The organism is Streptomyces sp. NBC_00078, from assembly GCF_026343335.1.
Lineage (GTDB): Bacteria > Actinomycetota > Actinomycetes > Streptomycetales > Streptomycetaceae > Streptomyces.
In genome coordinates this window covers 6,590,513-6,614,329 of record NZ_JAPELX010000001.1, presented here as the reverse complement: position 1 = coordinate 6,614,329, position 23,817 = coordinate 6,590,513, and the positions used below count along the sequence as shown (strand labels likewise).

The window sequence follows — 23,817 nt, the reverse complement described above, 5'->3', positions numbered from 1 at the left end:
ATCCGGCCCCGCCAAGAACGCCCGCGCGAGCTCAGCTGTCGCGCTTCTCCTTGATCTTCGCGGCCTTACCGCGCAGCTCGCGCAGGTAGTACAGCTTGGCGCGACGCACGTCACCGCGGGTGACGAGCTCGATCTTCTCGACGATCGGGGTGTGCACCGGGAAGGTGCGCTCGACGCCTACGGAGAAGGAGACCTTGCGGACCGTGAAGGTCTCGCGGACACCGGCGCCCTGGCGGCGGACCACAACGCCCTTGAACTGCTGCACACGGGAGCGGTTGCCCTCGATGACGCGGACGTGGACGTTGACGGTGTCACCCGGGCGGAAAGCCGGGACGTCGCTGCGCAGCGACGCGGCATCGACGGTGTCGAGCAGGTGAGACATTTCGTCTGCTTTCTTCGCTGATGCCACAGGTCATCAACGGGCGATAGGTGTTCCTGAAGGATGCTGTCCGTGCCGGGGCGGGCGTCGTGTCCCCCTGTGGCAGGGGCGCACGCCGGACGACGCACAACAGCGGCCTATTGTTCCACGCCGTCTGTCCTGCGCCAAAATCGGCCGTACGGCTCGCCCTCCGGGTCCGGAGCCCAGCCCAGGATCGAGAGCATCTCGCGGTCCTTCTTGTCGAAGTTCTTCGGGTCGCAGCGCTCGATGAGGTCGGGCCGGTTGGCCGTCGTACGCCTCAGGGCCTCGTCGCGGCGCCAGCGGGCGATCTTGCCGTGGTGGCCGCTGAGCAGCACGTCCGGAATGCCGCGGCCGCGCCACCTGGGGGGCTTGGTGTAGACGGGGCCTTCCAGGAGGCCGGCCATGGCGCCGGGTGCGAAGGAGTCGTCGCGGTGGGACTCGGCGTTGCCGAGGACGCCGGGCAGCAGCCGGGCCACCGCCTCCGTGATCACGAGTACGGCCGCCTCGCCGCCGGCGAGGACGTAGTCGCCGATGGACACCTCGTGGACCGGCATCCGGGTCGCGTACTCGTCGATCACCCGGCGGTCGATGCCCTCGTAGCGCGCCGGCACGAAGATCAGCCAGGGGTGCTCGGAGAGTTCGACGGCGAGTTCCTGGGTGAAGGGGCGGCCGCTGGGCGTGGGGACGATCAGCGCGGGCGTGTGGGAGCCCTTCTCGTAGCCGTCGGCGAGGGCGGAGTCCAGGGCGCCGCCCCAGGGGTCCGTCTTCATGACCATGCCGGGGCCACCGCCGTACGGGGTGTCGTCGACGGTGTTGTGGCGGTCGTACGTCCACGCGCGCAGGTCGTGCACATGGACGTCCAGCTGCCCACGCGTGCGTGCCTTGCCGACGAGGGAGACGTTCAGGGGCTCCAGGTACTCGGGGAAGATCGTGACGACGTCGAGGCGCATCAGGACTCGTCCCGGGACGACGCACCGGATTCGTCAGCGGCTTCGTCGTGGTCGGCCTGGTCGTCGATCAGGCCGGGCGGCGGGTCGATGACCGCCCGCTGTTCGTCGAGGTCGATCTCGGTGACGATCTCCTCGACGAAGGGGACCATCACCTCGCTCCCGTCCGGGCGTTCGACGATGAACAGGTCCTGGGAGGGCAGGTGCGAGATCTCGGTGATACGGCCGATCTCCGTGCCGTCCTTCAGCACCACGTCCAGGTCCATCAGCTGGTGGTCGTAGTACTCGTCCTCGTCCTCCGGGAGCACCTCCGGGTCCACCTCGGCGATCAGGAGGATGTTGCGCAGTGCCTCGGCGGCGGTGCGGTCGGCGACGCCCGCGAAGCGCAGGAGCAGGCGGCCGCTGTGGACGCGGCCCGTCTCGATGGTGAGGGGGCCCGCAGCGGCGGGCTCGGTGGCCAGTACGGCACCGGGTGCGAGCCGCAGTTCGGGCTCGTCGGTACGGACCTCGACGGTGACCTCGCCCTTGATGCCGTGGGCGCGGCCGATCCGCGCGACTACGAGCTGCACTTCCGAAGATCTCCTGTCGTGAACGACTCGTAATGACTGCGGGCCGGGGACGGCACAGTGGCCCTCCCCGGCCCGAGCCGGTGCTGCGTTTGGCGTCAGCGCACGTGGTCCACGTCGACGAGGTCGACGCGGACACCGCGGCCGCCGATGGCGCCCACGACGGTGCGCAGAGCGCGCGCGGTGCGGCCGTTGCGGCCGATCACCTTGCCGAGGTCGTCGGGGTGGACCCGGACCTCGAGAACGCGCCCGCGGCGCAGATCGCGCGAGGCGACCTGCACATCGTCAGGGTTGTCGACGATGCCCTTCACGAGGTGCTCGAGAGCCTCCTCGAGCATGCTCAGGCCTCGGTCGACGCAGACGAGGACGACTCAGCGGGAGCCTCGTCCTTCTTCTCGGCCTTCTTCTTCTGGGTGATCGCCTCACCCTTGCCGTCGTCGTCGCCACCAAGGGCCTCGAACGACGGACGCGCGGCCTTCTCGGCCGGCTGCAGCAGGGGAGCCGGGGCGGGCTCGCCCTTGTACTTCTGCCAGTCGCCGGTCAGCTTCAGGATGGCGAGAACGGGCTCGGTCGGCTGCGCGCCGACACCCAGCCAGTACTGCGCGCGCTCCGAGTCGACCTCGATGCGCGAGGGGTTCTGCACCGGGTGGTACAGACCGATCTCCTCGATCGCACGGCCGTCACGGCGGGTGCGGGAGTCGGCGACGACGATGCGGTAGTGAGGCGAACGGATCTTGCCCAGACGCTTCAGCTTGATCTTGACTGCCACGGGAGTGGGTTCTCCTGGTTTTGACGTGGTTGGGCACGGCGAGATTGCCGCGTGGGGTTGCGGTACCCGAGTGCCCGATGGACGCGTCAGCCGGAGGCGAGAGGGTTCCTGTGCGGCTGTCGAGTACAGCTAGCCATTGTGCCACACCCTGCGGGCCGGCTCCGCCCCGGCTACGGCGGGGCATGCCTGTGGGGCACCCGGCGCCCCAGGTGCCCACGGGCCGACGTCTGCCGGCTACGACATGCGGACCGCGACTGCCACGAGCAGCCGCAGCCTCAGCCTGCCGCCGCCCCGACGACCTCCGGAATCCGGAACGGCTTCCCGCAGCCCCCGCACACGATCGGCGCCTGGGCCAGGACGGACGGAACGACGCGTACGTTACGACCGCAGTCGCACACCGCCTTCACTCGCACCCCTCCCCCGGACGAGCCGTGGCGGGCGGCCGGGCCCCGGAAGCTCTTCGGGGTGTCGGCGGAGGTGGCGGCCGTGTGGGCCTTGAGGGCGCGCTGGAGCCGCTCCATCGTCGGGCGGTAGCGGCGCTTGGCCTCGGGGTTGAGCGTGACCAGCGAGAAGCCGCTGCTGGGGTGCGGTTCCTCGGGGTGGTCCAGTCCCAGCTCCTCGGCGATCGCGAGGAATCTGCGGTTGTGGTAGCGGCCGGCGCGGGACGTGTCGCGCACGCCGCGTGCGGCGGCGATGCCGTGGACTGCCTCATGGAGCAGTCGCTCGAAGGAGAGTTCGTGACCGCACGCGGACGACGACTCTCCGATCAGGGACTCGGGCGCGGCCAGATCGGGCAGCTCGGGGTGGTACCGCTGAATGTCGGCCCACGCCTGTGCCAGCTCTGCGGCGAGAACAGGTGGTGTCTGTGTCGTGCTCACGTAATGACAACGAGCGGGGGTGCCGCTGTGTTCCTATTCCGGGCCATCCCAAATAATTTGCACGTACCAGTCAGTTGCCGCTGATGCGTCCTGACGAGGGCGGGTGCGCTGATCTGCGGAGAAACCTCACAGCTCGTACCAAGGTGGTACGTAGTCCGTCCTACGACCCGGCACGTAGCCGATGTCCACAGCCCGGTGCGGTTGTGATCCGCAGGTGCGCAAGAGGCGTTTCGGCCGCTCTCGCGGCGGAGGGCGTCACTTCAGTCAGCGCCGACGGCCGCCGAGACGTTACCGGGAGCTTCGCCATCCCCGGCGACCGGCCCGTCCTCGACGGCCAGACGCGGTACGGCTGCCCCGTGTCGGGCCGGTCCGACCCAGGTGATCGTACGGGCCCAGGTTGCCGGGACGTGAAATCTCGCCACTCCCGCCGCGAACCCGCAAGCCGGGCCCGACAACCCCTGGACGCGCGGTCGAGTGCGGAGTTACCTGACATACGGGGGGAGTGCGAGCGCACGTCACGGGGCCACGGAAAACGCACACAGCGGCAACTCTCGGCGGATTGGGGCGCTTTGATGACACCTACGCTCGTGCGGCAGCACCTGACTCACGCGGACGAGGCACCCCGCGTGGACCTGTGTACACGCGCGCGTGACTGGTCGGAGATCCAGGAGCGGATGCTGGTCCCGCTCTACGAGGCCGTCTACGAGCGACTCGAGGTGGGCCCCGGCACCCGGCTGCTGGGCCTCGGCTGCGGCAGCGGACTGGCCCTCCTCATGGCGGTGTCCAGGGGGGCCGCGGTCACCGGTGTCGACCGCTCCTCGCCCGAGCGGCTCGCCCTCGCGCGGGAGCGGCTGCTGCCGGACGCGTGGGGCACGCGCGTGCGTGCGGACGCCCGGCTCGTGGACGGTTCGCCCGAGGACGCCGGGGCCTCGGGCGGCGCAGAGACGCCCGCGTACAGCCTGGTGACCGCTTTCGAGCCCATCGGGTGTCTGGCGGGCGACTCGGAGGGGCTCGGCGGGCTGCTGCAGGCAGCGACACCGCTCGTCGAGCGCGGGGCGCCCGTGGTGCTGGCCGGCTGGGGTCCGCCGGAACGCTGCGCCACCTCGTCCGTGCTGCGGGTGGCGACCAGGCTGGCGGATCCGCTGCGCAGCACGGCGAGTTGGCGCCCCGCTCTCCGCGACGACCTGGAGGAGGTGGCCCGGCGGGCGGGGCTGAAGCCCGACGGATCCGGACGGGTCGCGTGTCCCTTCGGGTACGCCGGCATGGACAGTGCGGTACGAGGGCTGCTGTCGACGGGCCTGTTCGACGCGGCGATCTCCGCGACGGACCAGGCACAGGTGGACAAGGAACTGACGGAGGCCCTGCATCCGTATCTGCGCACGGACGGGACGGTGTGGATGCCGAACGTGTTCCGGTACCTGGTCGCCCGTACGCCCTAGGCGCCCGGATCCCTCGTCGCTCGCGTGACCCCCGCGACCCGGTACGCGTCCGCCTCCTCCAGGGTCTCGTTCTCCAGCAACGCCCGGGCGAGCGCGTCCAGCCGGGAGCGGTGGTCGCGCAGTTTGCGGCACGCCTCGTCGTAGCACTCGTCGACGATGCGGCGCATCTCGTGCTCGATCACGTCCAGGGTCTGGGGGGCCGCCGAGAGGCCGTAGGCCTGCTGGGCGTCGCCGGGCAGCGCGGACAGTCTGCCGACCCGCTCGCTCATCCCCCACCGGGCGACCATCCCGCGCGCGATGTTGGTGACCTGTTCCAGGTCGTTCTCCGCACCGGTCGTGACGACGCCGTAGACGACCTGTTCCGCCGCCATGCCGCCGAGCGCGCCGATGATGCGGCCGCGCAGATACTCCTCGGTGTACGCGTACTTGTCGGACTCCGGTGTGGAGAGCGTGACGCCGAGGGCGCGGCCGCGCGGGACGATGGTGATCTTGCGGACGGGGTCGGCGCCCGGCTGGAGCATGCCGAGCAGGGCGTGTCCGCTCTCGTGGTACGCGGTGCGCCGGCGCTCCTCCTCGGGCATCACCAGCGGCCGTTCGGCGCCCAGTTGGACCTTCTCCAGGGCCTCGGAGAGGTCGGCCTGCGTCACACGCTCCTGCTTGCGCTTGACCGCGAGCAGGGCTGCCTCGTTGGCGAGGTTGGCCAGTTCCGCACCGGTCATGCCGGGGGTCGTACGGGCCACGTGGCCGAGGTCGACGCCCTTGGCGAGCGGGATCTCGCGGGTGTGGATGGCCAGGATGGCCTCGCGGCCGCCGCGGTCCGGGGGCGAGACCATGACCACCCGGTCGAAGCGGCCGGGGCGGGTGAGGGCCGGGTCCAGGACGTCGGCGCGGTTGGTGGCCGCGATGACGATGACGCCCTCCGAGCCCGAGAAGCCGTCCATCTCGGTCAGGATCTGGTTCAGCGTCTGCTCGCGCTCGTCGTGGCCGCCCATGCCGGAGCCGCCGGCGCGGGCCCGGCCGATGGTGTCGATCTCGTCGATGAAGATGATCGACGGGGCGACCTTGCGGGCCTCCGCGAACAGCTCACGCACGCGTGAGGCACCCACGCCGACGATCATCTCGATGAACTCGGAGGCGGACGCGGAGAAGAAGGGCACGCCCGCCTCGCCGGCGACGGCGCGCGCGAGCAGCGTCTTGCCGGTTCCGGGTGGGCCTGCCAGCAGAACGCCCCGCGGCATCTTGGCGCCCATCCTGCGGTAGGCGTCGGGGTTCTTCAGGAAGTCGACGACGTCGTTGAGTTCGCCCTCGACCTCGTCGATGCCGGCCACGTCCTCGAACGTCGTGCGCTGCTGGCCCGGCTCCAGCTCGACCGGCTTGGGCGGCGCCTTGCGGCCGAGCATGCCGCCAGCGCCGCCCATTCCCGCGCTCATCCGCCGCGCGATGAAGATCCACAGCACGACCAGCAGCAGCATCGGCGCCAGCGAGATCAGCAGATTGGCCAGAAAACTACGGTGCTGGACGACGGGCTCGGCCGTGACGGTGACGTCGTGCTTGGTCAGGTCCTCCCAGAGCTGGTCGTCGGCGAAGGACGGGCGCTGGGTGTTGAACTTGGTGTACTTACCGCCTCCGCCGGGCCGTTCCCGCTCCTTCTTGAGCTGGCCCTGGATCGCGTCGCCCTTGGAGTAGATCTTGCTGACGTTCCCGGCGTCGACCTGCTTGCTGAACTCGGTGTACGAGATCGTCGGTTCGTCGCCCTCGTTGAAGAACGACAGCACCAGGTTGGCGATCAGATACACGACCAGCGCGGTCAGGACCAGGCTCCACCAGCCGCCGCGCATCTTCCGACCACCCGGGGACGGCTTCTGCGGCTCCTCGGGGGTGCCCTCGGTACGCCAGGGCTGGTCGGGCGACTTGCGTGGCGGGGCGGGGTTGGTCATATCCGGACGTTACGACAACGACCAACCCCCGGCACGCGCAGTGGGTGAACTCAGCCCATGAACTTCTTGAACTCGTCCGGCAGCTCGAAGTCCTGCGGTGCCTGCTGGCCCGGCACCTCGAAGGCGCCGCCGCCCTGAGCCGCCGCGGCCCGCCGCTGGGCGTCCTCCTGCTCCTGCTGCCTGCGCTTCATCGGGTTGCCCGAGCGCTGCTTGCCCTTGGCCTTCTTCGGCTGCTTCTTGGTGCGGCCGGGACCGCCGCCCATGCCCGGCAGCCCGGGCATCCCCGGCATGCCGCCGCCCTGGGCCATGCGGGACATCATCTTGCGGGCCTCGAAGAACCGCTCGACGAGGTTCTTGACGGCGCTGACCTCGACACCGGAGCCCTTGGCGATACGGGCGCGGCGGGAGCCGTTGATGATCGTCGCGTCCTGGCGCTCGGCCGGGGTCATCGACTTGATGATGGCGGCCGTGCGGTCGACGTCCCGCTCGTCGATGTTGTTGATCTGTTCCTTGATCTGGCCCATGCCGGGCATCATGCCGAGCAGCTTGCTGATGCTGCCCATCTTCCTGACCTGCTCCATCTGAGCCAGGAAGTCGTCGAGGGTGAAGTCCTGGCCCTTCTTGGAGGCGAGCTTGGAGGCGACCTTGGCGGCCTCTTCCTCGCTGAACTCCTTCTGCGCAATCTCGAACAGGGTGGCCAGGTCACCCATGTCGAGGATGCGGGAGGCCATCCGGTCCGGGTGGAAGACGTCGAAGTCCTCCAGCTTCTCGCCGTTCGACGCGAACATGATCGGCTTGCCGGTGACCGAGGCGATCGACAGGGCCGCACCACCGCGGGCGTCGCCGTCGAGCTTGGAGAGGACCACGCCGTCGAAGCCGACGCCGTCGCGGAAGGCCTCCGCCGTGTTGACGGCGTCCTGGCCGATCATGGCGTCGACGACGAAGAGGATCTCGTCCGGCGAGACCGCGTCCCGGATGTCAGCGGCCTGCTGCATCATGTCCTGGTCGATGCCGAGGCGGCCGGCGGTGTCCACGATGACGATGTCGTGGACCTTGGTCCTGGCGTGCTGGATGGAGTCCTCGGCGACCTTGACCGGGTCACCCACGCCGTTGCCCGGTTCCGGGGCGAAGACGGCGACGCCCGCGCGCTCGGCGACGACGCTCAGCTGGGTGACCGCGTTCGGGCGCTGGAGGTCTGCGGCGACCAGCAGCGGCGAGTGGCCCGCTTCCTTGAGGTGCTTGGCGAGCTTGCCCGCGAGGGTGGTCTTACCGGCGCCCTGCAGACCCGCGAGCATGATCACGGTCGGGGGCTGCTTGGCGAAGCGGAGGCGGCGGGTCTGGCCGCCCAGGATGGTGACCAGCTCTTCGTTGACGATGTCGAGGACGCGCTTGGCGGGGTACCGCGAACCGGAGACCTCGGCGCTGAGGGCACGTTCCTTGACGTTCTTGATGAACGACCGCACGACGGGCAGGGCCACGTCCGCTTCGAGCAGCGCGATGCGGATCTCGCGCGCGGTGGCGTCGACGTCCGCCTCGCTCAGACGCCCCTTGCCGCGCAGATTCTTGAAGGTCGCTGAGAGGCGATCGGAGAGAGTGTCGAACACGGCGGCGTCGGTCCTCGGAGTCGGGGGCAGTGTGAGCGTCTTCCAGGGTATCGGGCCGCGCAAGACAATCGTCCCCGCCCGTTCCACAACCGGTCAGCCCCGCAATGTCTCCTCCAGCTTCCGCGCCAGCGACGCCGCCTCCTCACCCGGCAGCGGTGCGCCCTCGGGCCCGGTCACGTAGAAGGCGTCCACGGCGTTCGCGCCCAGCGTGGAGACGTGTGCGCTGCGCACCCGTACGTCGGCGTCCTCCAGCGCCCGCCCGATCCGGAACAGCAGGCCAGGGGCGTCCTGGGAGCGCACCTCGATCACGGTGGCCAGTCGCGACGCGGCCGAGGCGACGGCCACCCGGGGCGGCGGCGCCACGACACCCCGGCGGCGTGGATACGCGGCGTCGCGTTCGGCGAGACGGCCGGCGATGTCCAGGGAGCCGTCCAGCGCCCGTACGAGATCCGCGCGCAGGCGGGCGGCCTGCGGCAGTGAGCCGTACTCGGCGGCGACCCGCCAGTCCAGCAGCAGGACCGCGCCCTCGACGCCGTCCGGCAGGTCCAGGGCGCGCAGTTCCGCGGTCCGCACGGTCAGCCGGTGCATGGCGAGGACACCGGCCACGGCGGGCAGTACGCCCGGCTGGTCCGGTACGGCGATGAGCAGCTCGACGCCGAGCGGCTCCGGTTCACCGGACGGCTGTTCCCCGGCCGGCGGCTCGGTCTGCGCGCGCAGGGACAGCACCGGGCTGCCCGTGGCGATCGCCTCGATCGCGAGCCGCTCCTGCTCGGCGGTGGGCGCCGCGGCCTCGGGCTCGTCGAGGACGTCCCCGGCGAGGACGGCCGCGACCCGCTTCACCAGGTCGGCGACCAGGGAGCCACGCCAGGACGACCAGGCCGCCGGACCGGTGGCCAGGGCGTCCGCCTCGGTCAGCGCGTGCAGCAGCTCCAGGGTGGACTGCGAGCCGACCGCCTCGGCGACCGCACGGACCGTGGCCGGATCCTCCAGGTCGCGGCGGGTGGCTGTGTCGACGAGCAGCAGATGGTGGCGTACGAGCGTGGAGAGGACGGCCACCTCGTCGCGGTCGAAGCCGATACGGGCGGCCACGTCCTTGGCGATGATCTCGCCGGCCACCGAGTGGTCGCCGGGCCAGCCCTTGCCGATGTCGTGCAGGAGCGCGGCGACCAGGAGCAGGTCGGGGCGGTGGACGCGACGGGTGAACTCGGAGGCGCGTACGGCCGTCTCGATCAGGTGCCGGTCGACGGTCCAGATGTGGACGGCGTTGCGCTGCGGGCGGCAGCGCACCCGCTCCCAGTCCGGGAGCAGCCGGGTGATCAGGCCCTCCGCCTCCAGGGCCTCCCAGACGTCGACGGTCGGGCGGCCCGAGCCGAGCAGGGTCACGAGCTGTTCGCGGGCCTCGGCGGGCCAGGGCGTGGGCAGGGGGCGCGCGACGGCTGCCAGGCGCCGTACGGCGTGCAGGGAGAGCGGGAGGCCGGCCTGGGCGGCGGCGGCCGCGGCGCGCAGCGGCAGCACGGGGTCGCGCTCGGGGCGGGCGGCACGGGCGAGCACCACCTCGCCGTCCTGCTCGACCACGCCCTCGGCCAGCGGGGAGCGGTCGGGGACCGGCTTGCCGCCGCCGAGCATGGCGCGCAGCCGAGGCCGCACGGCTCGCGACCTGAGCACGCGCCCGACTTCGCGCCAGGTGACGTCACTGGCGTACGAGATGACCCGCGCCGACTCGTACACCTGGCGCAGCAGGGTGTCGGCGTCCAGCAGGCCCAGTTCGGCGGCGACCTGGTCCTGCTCCTGGAGGGCGAGCCTGTCGGTCGCCCGCCCTGTCGTCAGGTGCAGGGCGTCGCGGACGTCGAGCAGCCGGCGCCTGGCGTCGTCAAGGCCCTCGCGCGGGGCGTCGGCCAGCCAGGAGGCGGCGACGGCGCGCAGGGTGGTGGCGTCCCGCAGACCGCCGCGGGCCTCCTTCAGGTCCGGCTCCAGCAGGTACTGCAGCTCGCCCTGGCGCTCGGCGCGCTCGGTGCACAGTTCCTGGAGTTCGGGGAGACGTTTCGGCGCCTGGTTGCGCCAGTCGGCGAGGACGGCGGTACGGAGTCCGGCCGTCAGGCCCAGGTCGCCGGCGATGTGGCGGGCGTCCAGGAGGCCGAGCTGGACCTTCAGGTCCTCTCCGGCGGTCTTGCGAGCCTCCGCCGGGGTGCGCACGGAGTGGTCGAGGGCGAGGCCGAGGTCCCAGACGGGGTACCAGATGCGGTCGGCCAGGGCGGCGACGGCGTGGGAGTCGCCGCCGTCGTGGAGCAGGAGCAGGTCCAGGTCGCTGCGCGGGGAGAGCTCACCGCGGCCGTAGCCGCCGACGGCGATCAGCGAGATCCCGGCCAGCCCCTCGGCTCCGGCGCCGAAGAGCCCCGACAGCCAGTCGTCCGTCAACGCCGAGAGGGCCTTACGGCGCGGCGGCCCGGACTGCGCCCCCTCGGTGAGGAGACGCAGCCGGGCCGCCGCATAGCCGCTGGGTCCGGAGTCTTCCGCTTCTTTGTGCACGTCCGTGCTCGACACCCAGCAGCTCCTAGTTCTTTCTTCTGTCAGAGCGCGTCGGGACCGCGCTCGCCGGTGCGGACCCGGACGGCCGTCTCCACCGGGAGGGACCAGACCTTGCCGTCACCGATCTTGCCGGTACGGGCCGCCTTGACGATGACGTCGATCAGCTGCTCGGCGTCGTCGTCCTCGGCCAGCACCTCGATACGGATCTTGGGAACCAGGTCGACCGTGTACTCGGCGCCGCGGTAGACCTCGGTGTGGCCCCGCTGACGACCGTAGCCGCTCGCCTCGGTGACCGTCAGACCGTGTACCCCGAAGGCCTGGAGGGCTTCCTTGATCTCGTCGAGCCGGTGCGGCTTGACGACCGCGGTGATGAGCCTCATGCGTCCACCTTCTTGCTGCTCGAACCGGAAAGGGCCGCGGAGACCGTTCCGGCGATTCCACCACCGGCGCCGCTGAAGTCGTATGCGGTCTCGGCGTGCTCGGCCTGGTCGATTCCGGCAACCTCCTCGTCCTCGCTGACCCGCATACCGATGGTCTTGTCGAGGAGGAAGGCGAGGACCGCGGAGGCGATCAGGGAGTAGGCGAGGACCGCGCCGACACCGGCGCACTGCTTCCACAGCTGGGTGAAGGAGTGGTCGCCGTAGAAGACGCCCGTCGCGGTGGACTGGCCCTTGCCGGTGGCGAAGAAGCCGATGAGCAGCGAGCCGATGATGCCGCCGACCATGTGGACGCCGACCACGTCGAGGGAGTCGTCGAAGCCGAACCTGAACTTCAGTCCGACGGCCGCGGCACAGGCGACACCGGCGATGGCGCCGACGGCGATCGCGCCGAGCGGGGAGACGGCGCCGCCGGACGGGGTGATCGCGACCAGACCGGCCACCGCGCCGGAGGCGGCGCCCAGCGTGGTGAACGCGCCGTGGCGGATCTTCTCGTAGGCGAGCCAGGCGAGCATGGCGGCGGCGGTGGCGACCTGCGTGTTGACGAACATCAGCGCGCCGACGCCGTCGTCGTTGCCGAGCCACGAACCGGCGTTGAAGCCGAACCAGCCGAACCACAGCAGACCGGCGCCGAGCATGACCAGCGGGAGGCTGTGCGGGCGCATCGGGTCCTTCTTGAAGCCGACGCGCTTGCCGATGACCAGGATCACACCGAGGGCGCCCGCACCGGCGTTGATGTGGACCGCGGTACCACCGGCGAAGTCGATCACGCCGAGCTTGAAGGCCCAGCCGTCGGCACCCCACACCCAGTGGGCCACCGGGACGTAGACGATCGTGAGCCACAGGGCGACGAAGAGCGCCCACGCCGAGAACTTGACGCGGTCCGCGATGGCGCCGCTTATCAGGGCCGGCGTGATGACCGCGAACATCATCTGGAAGATCATGAAGACGAAGATCGGGATGGTGTAGCCGTCCCAGAGCTCCGTCAGCCCGATGTTGCTCAGGCCCAGCCAGTCGGAGTTGAAGCCGATGAAGCCGTTGCTGGAGCCGAAGGCAAGGGAGAAGCCGTAGAGCACCCAGAGGATCGTGACGATCCCGATGCTGATGAAGCTCATCATCAGCATGTTCAGCGTGCTCTTGACGCGGACCATGCCGCCGTAGAAGAACGCGAGTCCCGGCGTCATGAGCAACACCAGGGCGGAACAGATGAGCATGAAGCCTGTGTTCGCGGATGACAACTTGGGTGCCTCCGCGGCAAGCGTGATGGCGGCTGATGCCATCGGCGTCTCCTCGTCGATTCGTACGGCCCCGTGCGGGTTCGCGGAGCGTGAGCGGTCCGGTGAAGCGGGGGGTGGGCCGGTTATGCGCCATGAGATTGGCGCAGCGCCGTTTCGTTGGAAGCCCCTCGTTGTTTCGCCGCCGTGACGAAGGCACCGTGCGTGTTACGCCTCGATGAACTGCCGGATGTCGGCCGAGGCGATCGTTATCGTGGCGCAACCTTCTTCGAAGGTGGAGATCCGGCCGCGGGCGGCCTTCCGATGACCTGGCACGGGGGAGCCGAGTCGGGTGGTTCGGGAAGGCCGGCCCACGGCCGGAGTCAAGGGATTCAGACCGCCTCGGCGGTCTCCGGGAGCTCCGCCGCGAGCTTCTCGGTGAGGTCCACGACTGCGGCCAGATCCCCGAAGTCGCGTACGGCCGTGTCGACCGTCTTTCGAATACGAGTGTTCACGCGCTCGGAGCGGACCTTCTTGGCGATGCGCATGGCCTGCCCGGCAAGCACCGTGCTCCGCTCGGGCTCGCGCTGCAGCAGGTGCACCGTGGCCATGCCGATCAGGTTCAGTGCGTACGAACGCTGGTGCTCGGCGTCCTGGGAGAACAGGTCGACGGCCCGCTGCATCACCGGCTCGGCCAGGGAGGCGTAGGCGGGGCTGCGGCCCGCGACATAGGCGAGGTCGCGGAAGGAGTGGGAGTTCTCGCCGTGCAGCTCGGCCTCGGAGAAGAAGCGGATCCAGTCGGGGTCCGGGTCGTCCCACTCGTCCACGTCGGCGAAGGTGTCCTCGGCCATCCGGACCGCGCGCTTGCACTTGCCGGGCTGCCCCATGTTGGCGTAGGCGCGGGCCTCCATCGCATACAGCATCGACTGGGTGCGGGGGCCGGCGCAGTCCCGGCTGCCGTACTGCGCGAGGTGGACCAGCTCCAGGGCGTCGTCGGGCCGGCCGAGGTGGATCATCTGGCGGCTCATGCTGGAGAGGACGTAGGAGCCGAGCGGCTTGTCGCCGGCCTCCTTGGCGGCGTGCAGGGCGAGGACGAAGTACTTCTGCGCGGTCGGCTGCAGCCCCACGTCGTACGACATCCAGCCCGCGAGTTCGGCCAGCTCGGCGGCGACCTTGAACAGCTTCCGGGTGGTGGCCTCGGGCTGGGGCTCCTGGAGCAGGTCCGTCACCTCGTGCAGCTGGCCGACGACCGCCTTGCGGCGCAGACCGCCGCCGCACTGGGCGTCCCACTGCCGGAACATCACCGTCGTGGACTCCAGCAGGTCCAGCTCGGGCTTGGAGAGCCGGCCGACACGGCGGGACGAGGCCGCCGGCTCGGGCTCCGGCTGCGGCGCCTGGAGCGAGGGCACCAGCCAGCGCTGCATCGGCTCGATGAGGGACGGGCCCGCGGACAGGACCAGCGACGTCCCGAGGAAGCCGCGCCGCGCCAGCATCAGGTCGCTGCGCGAGAACTCGCTGAGCAGCGCCACTGTCTGCGGACCCGTCCAGGGCAGGTCCACGCCGGACACGGACGGTGACTGGCGTGCGGCGCGCAGGCCGAGGTCCTCGACGGAGACCACGCAGCCGAAGCGCTCGGAGAACAGCTCGGACAGGATCCTGGGGATGGGCTCGCGGGGATTCTCGCCGTCCAGCCAGCGGCGCACCCGGGAGGTGTCCGTGGAGATGTGGTTGGCCCCCAACTGGCGTGCCCTGCGGTTGACTTGGCGGGCGAGTTCGCCCTTCGACCAGCCGCTGCGCACGAACCAGGAAGTGAGCAGCTCGTTGGGGCGCTTGTCCGGGCTGGCCGCGGTCGTCCCGCTTCCGTCGTTGCCGCTCACTGGAACGCCCCCATCCCTGAGACCACTTGTCGCTGAGTGCGCCAAGCCCTATCAGAATGCCGGTAAATACGGCCGCCCGTCCGCCGGTTGTCACCCTTCGAACGGGAAGCCGAGTTGCCTCCGGCATACCCACGAGTGCATGTGCCCCCAGGACTCGTGCACTCAAAGTAATCCTACGATCACTGGTCCAGCCATGGCGATCCCGGAAACGCCACCATTCGCCACCCCTTCGAATGAACTCACGGTTGCCTCCACACGATTCACTTGACATAGACCGATCGGGAGTAGGCGGAGCGAAGCACTCAGGGGCGCGTGCCGTCGAGTTCACCACCCGGGGCACCTTGAGCGCCGCTTGGACCGCGCGAAGCCGGCACACCCGGAGGCACGCAGGGTCACGATCCGATTCCGCGCCGTAACCACCACGCGTCGGACCCGTTGGAGGGGGCATGGGCTTCACGATCGGCGGCATCCGGGAGATCCGCTCCGGCTCGCGTAGGCGCGGCCGCTCCTCGGAGTGCACCGCCGTCGCCGAGTTCACGGGGCTCTGGGGCTGGGACGTGGTGCCGGGAGCGCGGGCCGCGGCGGGTGCCTGCTCCTGCGGCCGGGCGGACTGCAGCGCGCCCGGGGCGCATCCCCTGGAGTTCGCGCCCCAGGTTCCGGCCGGCGCCACGCTCGACGAAGTGACCAAGACGTGGGGCGAGTTCCCCGGCGCGTCGGTCATGCTCCCGGCCGGCCGGGCGTTCGACGTCATCGAGGTGGCCGAGCCCGCGGGCCGCCGCGCCCTGATCCGCCTGGAGCGCATGGGTCTCCCCCTCGGCCCGGTCGCCGCGGCCCCGGAGGGCCGCGCCCAGTTCTTCGTCGCCCCAGGCGCCGCCGCCGAACTCCCCGAGCTGCTCTACCGCATGGGCTGGGACGATCCGGCCTCCCTGGACCTCCGCGGCCTCGGCTCAGGCAGTCACATCACGGCTCCACCGTCGGATCGCGGCGGCCTGGGCCCGGCACGGTGGCTGCGTCCCCCCGCCCTCGATTCCGCCACGAAGCCACCCGCGGCCCGCCTGCTGCTGGGGACGCTGGCCTACGTGGCGCATCGGTCGCGGGCGTAGGCACTGCGGCGTACACAGCGAAGCGCCCGACCCCAACTGCACCTCGGGGGCGGGCGCTTCTTCGGCCACGTACCGATGTCGGCAGGCGGTGTCACTCCCCGATAAGGGCGTCAACGAACGCCTCCGGCTCGAACGGCGCCAGGTCGTCCGCGCCCTCGCCGAGACCCACCAGCTTGACCGGTACGCCCAGTTCGCGCTGGACCGCGACCACGATGCCGCCCTTCGCCGTGCCGTCCAGCTTGGTCAGCACGATGCCGGTGATGTCGACGACCTCGGCGAACACGCGGGCCTGCACCAGGCCGTTCTGCCCGGTCGTGGCGTCCAGGACGAGCAGGATCTCGTCCAGCGGGGCGTGCTTCTCGACGACGCGCTTGACCTTGCCGAGCTCGTCCATGAGCCCGGTCTTGGTGTGCAGGCGCCCGGCGGTGTCGATGAGGACGACGTCGGAGCCCATCTCCTTGCCCTCCTTCACCGCGTCGAAGGCGACGGAGGCGGGGTCGCCGCCCTCCGGTCCGCGCACGGTGTGGGCGCCGACCCGCTCGCCCCAGGTCTGGAGCTGGTCCGCGGCGGCGGCACGGAAGGTGTCGGCCGCGCCGAGGACGACGGTGCGGCCGTCGGCCACCAGGACCCGGGCGAGCTTGCCGGTGGTGGTGGTCTTGCCGGTGCCGTTGACACCGACGACCATCACGATGCCGGGCTTGCTGTTCTCGGGCTCGGTCTTCACGGTGCGGTCGAATTCGGTGCCGACCAGCTTGAGGAGTTCCTCACGCAGCAGGGTGCGCAGCTCGGCGGGGGTGCGGGTGCCGAGGACCTTCACCCGCTCGCGCAGGCCCGCGACCAGTTCCTGGGTGGGGACCACGCCGACGTCGGCGATGAGCAGCGTCTCCTCGATCTCCTCCCAGGTGTCGTCGTCGAGGTGCTCGCGCGACAGGAGCGTGAGCAGCCCCTGGCCGAGCGCGTTCTGGGAACGGGAGAGGCGGGCGCGGAGGCGGACGAGACGTCCGGCCGTCGGCTCGGGGACCTCGATCTCGGGGACTTCGAGGACGGGCGGCTCCTCGACGGCGACCGGGGTCGAGCCGTCCGGAAGATCCACCTCCTCTATCGTCCGGCGGGGTTCGTCGTGGGGCGTCTCGGCCTCGTCGCCGACGTGCGGCTCGGCCGGAGGGGCGGTGATGTCGGGTGCGGAGGGGGGCGGCGGGGGCAGCGGCTTCTTGCGCCGGCTGCCGACCACGAGCCCGCCGAGCACACCGAGCACGACCACGGCGATGACTACAGCAAGGATGACGGTTTCCATAACTCGTCCAGTATCGGCCATGGGTCTCGGCGTCACCCAGACATGGTTGTGCGCCGAAGTCGTGTCCACCCGGTCACGGCGAGCACACGGCCCGCACCGGCACCCGTCGCCGTCGCGGTCCGAACCGGCTCAGTGACCGTCCTTGTGCAGAGCGGCGCCCGCCCGGAAGCGGAGACGTCCGCAGCGATCCTTGACCTCCTGCGGCGCGTCCTCGGCACAGCAGCAGTGGCGAGCGAGCCACCGCAGGTCCTCCGGGTCGAGCCAGAGAGCGACACGCCCCTGTGCGGCCTCCGCCTGCGGACCGGTGGGTACGGGATCAGCCATGGCATGCACCCTACGGCCCACTCGCGCCGCCGCCATGGCGATCTGACGCTTCGTCAGCTAACGTGCCCCCGCACCAGCCGCCCGGCGAAGGGACCCCCATGCCCGTCACGGTCGTTCGTTTCAACCTCGTCGAACCCGGTGCCACCCCCGCCTCGCTCGGCGCCCGCTACAGGGCCGCCCTGGAGATGGCCGCGTACGCCGACGACCATGGGATCACCACCGTCCAGACGGAGGAGCACCACGGCGTCGACAACAACTGGCTGCCGTCGCCGTTCGCCTTCGCGGGCGCGGTCTTCGGGGCGACACAAGGAAATTCTGCGGCACGCAGCGCCTCGTTGAGGGGTGGTGGCCGGGCGACGGGCGGCCGGATCACGGTCACCGTCTCGGCGGCCATCGGCCCTCTGCATGACCCGCTGCGGCTGGCCGAGGACATCGCCGTACTGGATCTGCTGAGCGGCGGCCGGCTGGTGACCGTCGTCGGGATCGGGTACCGGCCCGAGGAGTACGCCCAGTTCGACGTCGACTGGAAGCGGCGCGGGAGGCTCCAGGACGAGTTGCTGGAGACGGTGCTCAAGGCCTGGACCGGCGAGGAGTTCGAGTACCGGGGCCGCACGGTACGGGTCACTCCGCGGCCGTGCTCCGACCCGCACCCCCTGCTCCTGGTGGGGGGCTCCTCGAAGGCCGCTGCCCGCCGTGCCGCCCGCCTGGGCCTGCCGTTCTTCCCCAGCGCGCATCTGCCGGAGCTGGAGGCGTACTACAAGGAGAAACTGACGGAGTACGGCACCGAGGGCTGGACGATGATGCCCACCGCCGAGACCGCTCTGCTGCACATCGCCGAGGACCCGGACCGGGCGTGGGCCGAGCATGGCAGGCACTTCCTGCACGAGGCCCGGACCTACGCGTCCTGGCAGTCCGGGGACGTTCGGTCCGCCGTGAAGTCGGCGGCCACGACCGTGGACGAGCTGCGCGCCGAGGGCGTGTACCGGATCCTGACGCCCCAGGAGTGCGTGGCGCAGGGACTCGACACCTTCGTGCTGCATCCGCTGGCGGGTGGCATGCCGGTGGACGAGGGATGGCGCAGCCTGCGGTTGTTCTGCGAAGACGTGCTGCCCCGGCTCGGTGAGTGAGCCGGGGCAGCACGTCTTACGGGTACGGGGAGAAGGGCGGCGGGGACTTGGCCCGTCTCCCCGAGCCAGGGGGCCTCAGCCCATCTCCTCCAGCGCCTTGCCCTTCGTCTCCTTCACGAACTTCAGGACGAACGGGATGGAGAGCGCCGCGAAGACCGTGTAGATCACGTACGTCACGGAGAGGTTCCAGTCGGCCAGCGACGGGAAGCTCGCGGTGATGGCCCAGTTGGCGATCCACTGCGCGGAGGCGGCCACGCCCAGGGCCGCGGCGCGGATCCTGTTCGGGAACATCTCGCCGAGCATGACCCAGACGACCACACCCCAGGACAGGGCGAAGAAGAGGACGAAGACGTGGGCTGCGATCAGGGCGGTCCAGCCCTGCGCGGCCGGCAGCTTGCCGTCGACCAGGTCGAAGGAGAACGCCCAGGCCTCCAGTGCGAGGCCGACGGCCATGCCGATCGAGCCGATCAGGGCCAGCGGCTTACGGCCGACGCGGTCCACGAAGATCATGGCGATCACGGTGCCGAGGATGTTGATGATCGACGTCGTGAAGGAGTAGAAGAACGAGTCCGACGGGTCCACGCCGACCGACTGCCACAGCGTCGAGGAGTAGTAGAACGCGACGTTGATGCCGACGAACTGCTGGAAGACCGACAGACCGATACCGACCCAGACGATGGGCTTGAAGAAGAAGCCGCCGCCGAGCAGGTCCTTGAACGTGGACCTGTGCTCGCTCTTCATGGCGTGCTCGATCTCGTCGACGCGGGCGTCCAGGTCGATGTGCTCGCCCTCGACCTCGGCGAGGATCTCGCGGGCACGCTCGCGCCTGCCGACCGAGATGAGGAAGCGGGGGGACTCGGGGATGGCGAAGGAGAGCAGGCCGTAGAGGACGGCCGGGACCACCATGACGCCGAGCATGACCTGCCAGGCCTCCAGGCCCATCAGCTTGCCGCGCTGGTCGCCGCCGGCGGCGTTGAGCAGACCCCAGTTGACCAGCTGCGAGATCGCGATGCCGATGACGATCGCGGCCTGCTGGAAGGAGCCGAGACGGCCGCGATACGCCGGTGGGGCGACCTCTGCGATGTAGGCCGGGCCGATGACCGAGGCCATACCGATGGCGAAGCCGCCGACGACGCGCCAGAGGGCGAGGTCCCAGAGGGCGAAGGGCAGCGCGGAACCGACGGCGCTGACGGTGAACAGCACGGCCGAGATCTGCATGCACCGGATGCGGCCGATGCGGTCGGCTATCCGGCCGGCGGTCGCGGCACCGATGGCACAGCCGATCAGGGCGACAGCGATGACCTGGGCCAGGGCCGCGGAGCCGATGTCGTAACGGCCGCGGATCGCCTCGACGGCGCCGTTGATGACGGAACTGTCGTAGCCGAAGAGGAAACCACCCATCGCGGCCGCAGCCGCGATGAAGATGACATGCCCGAGATGCTCGGGATGAGCCTTCAGGGCTCCTGGCTTCGGTTCCTGTGCAGTGCTGGTCACGTTCGAACTCCTCGGGCCACCGGCGTCGCTGCCGGGCGGGGGACCCTTCCAGGTAGGTGGTACCTGAAGGTAAAAGCAACATTACCGAGACTATGCCTTCAAGTTTCGAAGTCAATAGGGTCCGACTGTGACGTCTCAATGCACAAGTGAGGGGAATGTGTTCAAGTCTTGAAGGGTCAGGTGAGGTCTATCGAAGCCGTTGGCTGATGACCTTCGACACCCCGTCGCCCTGCATGGAGACGCCGTACAGGGCGTCGGCGACCTCCATCGTCCGCTTCTGGTGCGTGATCACGATGAGCTGTGACGCTTCCTGCAGTTCCTGCATGATCCGGATCAGCCGCTGCAGGTTGGTGTCGTCGAGCGCGGCCTCGACCTCGTCCATCACGTAGAACGGGCTCGGACGGGCCTTGAAGATCGACACCAGTAGAGCCACGGCCGTGAGGGAGCGCTCACCACCCGAGAGCAGCGACAGCCGCTTGACCTTCTTGCCCGGCGGCCGTGCCTCGACGTCGACGCCCGTGGTGAGCATGTTGTCGGGATCCGTCAGGATCAGACGCCCGTCGCCACCGGGGAAGAGCCGGCTGAAGACGCCCTCGAACTCCCGGGCCGTGTCCCGGTAGGCCTCGGTGAAGACCTGCTCGACGCGCTCGTCGACCTCCTTGACGACCTGGAGCAGATCGACGCGGGTCTTCTTCAGGTCCTCGAGCTGCTCGCTGAGGAACTTGTGACGTTCCTCCAGCGCGGCGAACTCCTCCAGAGCGAGCGGGTTGACCTTGCCGAGCTGCTGATAGGCCCGCTCGGCGGCCTTGAGCCGCTTCTCCTGCTCGGCCCGGTGGAACTGCTTCGGCAGGTTGCGCGGGTGCTCGGGGTCCTGGGGCAGCTCCTCGCCCTCGGCGGGCGGGGACGGCGGCACGAGCTGGTGGGGGCCGTACTCGGACACGAGCCCGGCCGGCTCCACGCCCAGCTCCTCCAGCGCCTTGGTCTCCAGCTGCTCGATCCGCATGCGCTTCTCGGCGCCGAGCACCTCTCCGCGGTGGACGGAGTCGGTCAGCTTGTCGAGCTCGCCCTTGAGGTCGCGGCCCTCGCTCCGGGCGGCGGCCAGCTCCTGCTCGCGCCGGGCCTTGGCTGCGTCGGCCGCCGTGCGCTCCTCTTCGGCGCGGGCCAGGGAGACCTCGACGTGCGCAAGCAGCTGCCGGGCTCCGGAGGCGACGGCCTCCGCCACGGACGCCTCGTGCCGCAGCCGCGCCCTGCGCTGCTCGGCACGCGCGCGTGCCTCGCGTTCCGCGCGGGCGGCCCGGTCCAGTGAATCGGCGCGCCCGGCAAGGCCTTTGACCCGTTCCTCGTGCGTACGGACCTGAAGCCGGGCCTCCATCTCGGTCTGGCGTGCGTTGGCACCGTCGGCGGCGAGACGATCCCGTACGGATGTGTCGGGCTCCTCCTCGACCGGCATCTCCTCGGCGACGACGAGCCGTTCGGCGAGTTCCTCGGCCTCCTCCAGCGCCCGGTCGAGTGCCTCCTGCGCCCGTGCGGCGGCGGCGAGGGAACGCTCCGCCTCGCCCGCCGCGCCCCGCGCCTGCCCGGCGAGCCGTCCGAGCTGCTGGGCGACGGTCGACTTCTCCCGGTCGGCGGCGCGCCGTCGCTCCCCCAGCTCCTCGACCGACGCCGCGCATTCCCTGCGTCGCTCCCCTGCCGCGTGCTGCGCCTCGGTCAGCGCCTCGCACCGTACGGCCAGCTCTTCCAGCTCGGCGGCGGCCTCGTCCACGGACGCCTGCACTTCCAGCAGGCTGGGCGCCCCGGCGGAACCGCCGTGCGCGAAGTGGGCGCCCAGCAGGTCGCCTTCGGCGGTTACGGCGGTGAGGTCGGGGCGGGAGTAGACGAGGTCCTCGGCGTCTTCGAGAGTGCCGACTACGACGACGCCGCGCAGGAGGCGGTGGACGGCCGGCATGAGGTCCGAGGGACCGCGGACAAAATCTGCCGCGTGGGTTTGCCGGGTTGCTGCGGGTCCGCTGCCGCTTGTCGCGCCCCGCGGCTCAGCCGCGCATGGATGCTGCCCTACCCCCCTGAGGTCGGCCGCCGTACCGGTGTCCTCCGGTACTCCCGCCAGCAGCAGGGCCGCGCGGCCGGCGTCCTGCTTGCGCAGCAGGCGGATCGCGTCGGCCGCGGCGGACGGTGAGGTGACCGCGAGGGCGTCGGCCGCCGCGCCGAAGGCCGCCGCCAGCGGGACCTCGTAGCCCGGTGTCACCGTCAGCAGCTCGGCCGCCGGGCCCAGCAGACCGGTGAGACGATCCTTCGCCCCCAGCAGCGCGCCCGTCCCGTCCTTGCGGCGAAGGCCCAGGGACAGTGCCTCGTGCCGGGCCTGGGTCGCGGCCCGCTTGCGTTCCGCCGCGGTGGCCGCCTCTCGGGCCGCCGTCAGTGCGCTCTCGGCGTCGGACAGCCGCTGTTTCGCCGCCTCGTGCTGCTCACCGAGTTCCGCGTCGCCCGCGTCGAGTCCGTCGACCTCGGCCTTGAGGGCCTCGTACTCCTCCTGCGCGACGACGGCGCGCTCCTGGGCCTCGTCGCGGGCGGCGGCCAGCCGGTCGATCTCGGCCTGGGCGGAGGCGGCGCGCGAACGGGCCGCGTTGACCTGGCCGTTCAGCCGGGCGAGGCCCTCGCGGCGGTCGGCGATCGCGCGCGCGACATCCTTCAGGCGCCGTTCCTCCTGGGTGAGTTCGCGCTCCAGCTCGGCGCGGTGCGCGACGGTGTCCTCAAGGGCCCGCTCGGCCGCCTCCAGCGCCGCTTCGAGCTCGGCCTCCTGCTCCCGGATGCGGGCGGCTTCGCGCTCCATGTCCTCGGGGTCGCGGCCCCGCCGCTCCTCCGGCGGCGCGGAGGTCGCGCTCTTCACGCGGGCGTCGGCCAACGAGATCGTGCCGCGCACCCGCTCGGCGAGCTGCGAGAGCTCGTACCAGGTCTGCTGGGCACGCTGGAGCCGCGGGGTGAGCTGCCGAACCTCGTCCTCCAGGAGCGACTCGCGCTGCAGGGCCTTCTTCAGCTCCCGCTCGGCGTTCTCCTTGCGGTCCTTGAGCGCCGCCTCGTCCGCGACTTCGGCCTTCAGCGCCTCCCGCAGCCGTACGAGATCGTCGGCCAGCAGCCTCAGGCGCGCGTCCCGCAGATCCGCCTGGATCACGGCCGCCCGCCGGGCCACCGCCGCCTGCCGGCCCAGTGGCTTCAGCTGTCTGCGCAGTTCGTCCGTCAGGTCCTGCACCCGCGCGAGGTTGGCCTGCATCGCGTCGAGTTTCCTGAGCGCCTTCTCCTTGCGCTTGCGGTGCTTGAGGACGCCCGCGGCCTCTTCGATGAAGGCGCGGCGGCCCATGGGATCGGCGTGCAGGACGGAGTCGAGCTGGCCCTGGCCGACGATGACGTGCATCTCGCGGCCGATGCCGGAGTCGGACAGGAGGTCCTGGATGTCGAGCAGCCGACAGGTGTCCCCGTTGATCTGGTACTCGCTGCCGCCGTTGCGGAACATGATCCGCGTGATGGTTACCTCGGCGTACTCGATGGGCAGAGCGCCGTCGGAGTTGTCGATGGTCAGCGAGACCTCGGCACGGCCAAGTGGCGGACGGCCGGTGGTGCCGGCGAAGATGACGTCCTCCATCTTGCCGCCGCGCAGCGACTTGGCACCCTGCTCGCCCATGACCCAGCTCAGGGCGTCCACGACGTTGGACTTGCCCGAGCCGTTCGGTCCCACGACACACGTGATGCCCGGTTCGAACCGGAGTGTCGTCGCCGAGGCGAACGACTTGAACCCGCGGAGGGTCAGGGCCTTGAGGTGCACGCCGCTGGACTCTACCTTCCGCCGCTATCTCACTCCATGAACCCTCGCAACCCCGCGGTTTCACGCGTGA

The 23,817-nt window shown here is 70.6% G+C and carries 19 protein-coding genes; 3 read left to right on the top strand and 16 right to left on the bottom strand.

Features of this window, described 5'->3' with window-relative positions; translation table 11 throughout:
* Positions 1–31 precede the first annotated feature (31 nt).
* The 6 genes from rplS to OOK07_RS31175 all read right to left on the bottom strand — a co-directional run bounded on the left by rplS (position 32) and on the right by OOK07_RS31175 (position 3,560).
* Positions 32–382: a 50S ribosomal protein L19 gene (gene rplS / locus OOK07_RS31200; protein ID WP_266685085.1), complete on the bottom strand. Its 351-nt coding sequence runs from the start codon at positions 380–382 to the stop codon at positions 32–34.
* Between the two features lie 134 nt (positions 383–516).
* Positions 517–1,350, bottom strand: coding sequence for a tRNA (guanosine(37)-N1)-methyltransferase TrmD (gene trmD / locus OOK07_RS31195; RefSeq protein ID WP_266799765.1), 834 nt, complete (start codon positions 1,348–1,350; stop codon positions 517–519).
* Positions 1,350–1,916 carry a ribosome maturation factor RimM gene (gene rimM, locus OOK07_RS31190; RefSeq protein WP_266799763.1) on the bottom strand — a complete coding sequence of 189 codons (567 nt, stop codon included), beginning with the start codon at positions 1,914–1,916 and terminating at the stop codon, positions 1,350–1,352. Before rimM ends, trmD begins: the two co-directional genes overlap by 1 nt.
* Positions 1,917–2,011: 95 nt before the next feature.
* Positions 2,012–2,251, bottom strand: a complete 240-nt coding sequence (locus OOK07_RS31185) for an RNA-binding protein (protein ID WP_005479813.1) — start codon at positions 2,249–2,251, stop codon at positions 2,012–2,014.
* A 2-nt stretch (positions 2,252–2,253) separates the two neighbouring features.
* On the bottom strand, positions 2,254–2,682 hold the full coding sequence (rpsP, locus tag OOK07_RS31180) for a 30S ribosomal protein S16 (RefSeq protein WP_266685081.1): 429 nt from the start codon (positions 2,680–2,682) through the stop codon (positions 2,254–2,256).
* Between the two features lie 275 nt (positions 2,683–2,957).
* Complete coding sequence (locus tag OOK07_RS31175; protein WP_266522148.1) at positions 2,958–3,560, bottom strand: hypothetical protein; 603 nt, start codon at positions 3,558–3,560, stop codon at positions 2,958–2,960.
* Positions 3,561–4,132: 572 nt separating this feature from the next.
* Here OOK07_RS31175 and OOK07_RS31170 point away from each other — a divergent pair.
* The gene (locus OOK07_RS31170; protein WP_266799761.1) at positions 4,133–4,999 is read left to right on the top strand and encodes a class I SAM-dependent methyltransferase; all 867 of its coding nucleotides are present in this window, start codon (positions 4,133–4,135) and stop codon (positions 4,997–4,999) included.
* Here the strand turns inward: OOK07_RS31170 and ftsH are convergent.
* From ftsH to nsdA, 6 genes are all read right to left on the bottom strand, one after another.
* Entirely contained in the window at positions 4,996–6,936 is a 1,941-nt protein-coding gene (gene ftsH / locus OOK07_RS31165; RefSeq protein ID WP_266685079.1) for an ATP-dependent zinc metalloprotease FtsH, read from the bottom strand. The two genes, OOK07_RS31170 and ftsH, sit on opposite strands and share 4 nt — an antisense overlap.
* Positions 6,937–6,986: 50 nt before the next feature.
* Positions 6,987–8,540: a signal recognition particle protein gene (gene ffh / locus OOK07_RS31160; protein ID WP_266799759.1), complete on the bottom strand. Its 1,554-nt coding sequence runs from the start codon at positions 8,538–8,540 to the stop codon at positions 6,987–6,989.
* A 93-nt stretch (positions 8,541–8,633) separates the two neighbouring features.
* Positions 8,634–11,081 (bottom strand): [protein-PII] uridylyltransferase, encoded by a 2,448-nt coding sequence (locus tag OOK07_RS31155; protein ID WP_266799757.1) that lies wholly within the window; start codon positions 11,079–11,081, stop codon positions 8,634–8,636.
* A 26-nt stretch (positions 11,082–11,107) separates the two neighbouring features.
* Positions 11,108–11,446 carry a P-II family nitrogen regulator gene (locus tag OOK07_RS31150; RefSeq protein WP_266685076.1) on the bottom strand — a complete coding sequence of 113 codons (339 nt, stop codon included), beginning with the start codon at positions 11,444–11,446 and terminating at the stop codon, positions 11,108–11,110.
* Complete coding sequence (locus OOK07_RS31145) at positions 11,443–12,783, bottom strand: ammonium transporter (protein ID WP_266685075.1); 1,341 nt, start codon at positions 12,781–12,783, stop codon at positions 11,443–11,445. The genes OOK07_RS31150 and OOK07_RS31145 overlap by 4 nt, the downstream gene beginning before the upstream one ends.
* 326 nt (positions 12,784–13,109) lie before the next feature.
* Entirely contained in the window at positions 13,110–14,594 is a 1,485-nt protein-coding gene (gene nsdA / locus OOK07_RS31140; protein WP_266799755.1) for a transcriptional repressor NsdA, read from the bottom strand.
* Between the two features lie 446 nt (positions 14,595–15,040).
* On the opposite strand from nsdA, the gene OOK07_RS31135 reads away from it, so the two are divergent.
* Entirely contained in the window at positions 15,041–15,697 is a 657-nt protein-coding gene (locus OOK07_RS31135; protein ID WP_266799753.1) for a bifunctional DNA primase/polymerase, read from the top strand.
* 91 nt (positions 15,698–15,788) lie between these two features.
* Here the strand turns inward: OOK07_RS31135 and ftsY are convergent, their stop codons facing one another.
* Positions 15,789–16,991 carry a signal recognition particle-docking protein FtsY gene (gene ftsY / locus OOK07_RS31130; protein ID WP_266799751.1) on the bottom strand — a complete coding sequence of 401 codons (1,203 nt, stop codon included), beginning with the start codon at positions 16,989–16,991 and terminating at the stop codon, positions 15,789–15,791.
* A 129-nt stretch (positions 16,992–17,120) separates the two neighbouring features.
* Positions 17,121–17,315, bottom strand: coding sequence for a hypothetical protein (locus OOK07_RS31125; RefSeq protein WP_266799749.1), 195 nt, complete (start codon positions 17,313–17,315; stop codon positions 17,121–17,123).
* Positions 17,316–17,413: 98 nt separating this feature from the next.
* On the opposite strand from OOK07_RS31125, the gene OOK07_RS31120 reads away from it, so the two are divergent.
* Entirely contained in the window at positions 17,414–18,442 is a 1,029-nt protein-coding gene (locus OOK07_RS31120; protein WP_266799748.1) for an LLM class flavin-dependent oxidoreductase, read from the top strand.
* A 75-nt stretch (positions 18,443–18,517) separates the two neighbouring features.
* On the opposite strand, the gene OOK07_RS31115 is transcribed toward OOK07_RS31120, so the two are convergent.
* Together OOK07_RS31115 and smc are read right to left on the bottom strand one after the other, a co-directional pair.
* Complete coding sequence (locus OOK07_RS31115) at positions 18,518–19,936, bottom strand: sugar porter family MFS transporter (RefSeq protein ID WP_266685069.1); 1,419 nt, start codon at positions 19,934–19,936, stop codon at positions 18,518–18,520.
* A 187-nt stretch (positions 19,937–20,123) separates the two neighbouring features.
* A complete protein-coding gene (gene smc, locus OOK07_RS31110; RefSeq protein WP_266799746.1) occupies positions 20,124–23,747 on the bottom strand; it encodes a chromosome segregation protein SMC in 3,624 nt (1,207 codons plus the stop codon).
* Positions 23,748–23,817 lie beyond the last annotated feature (70 nt).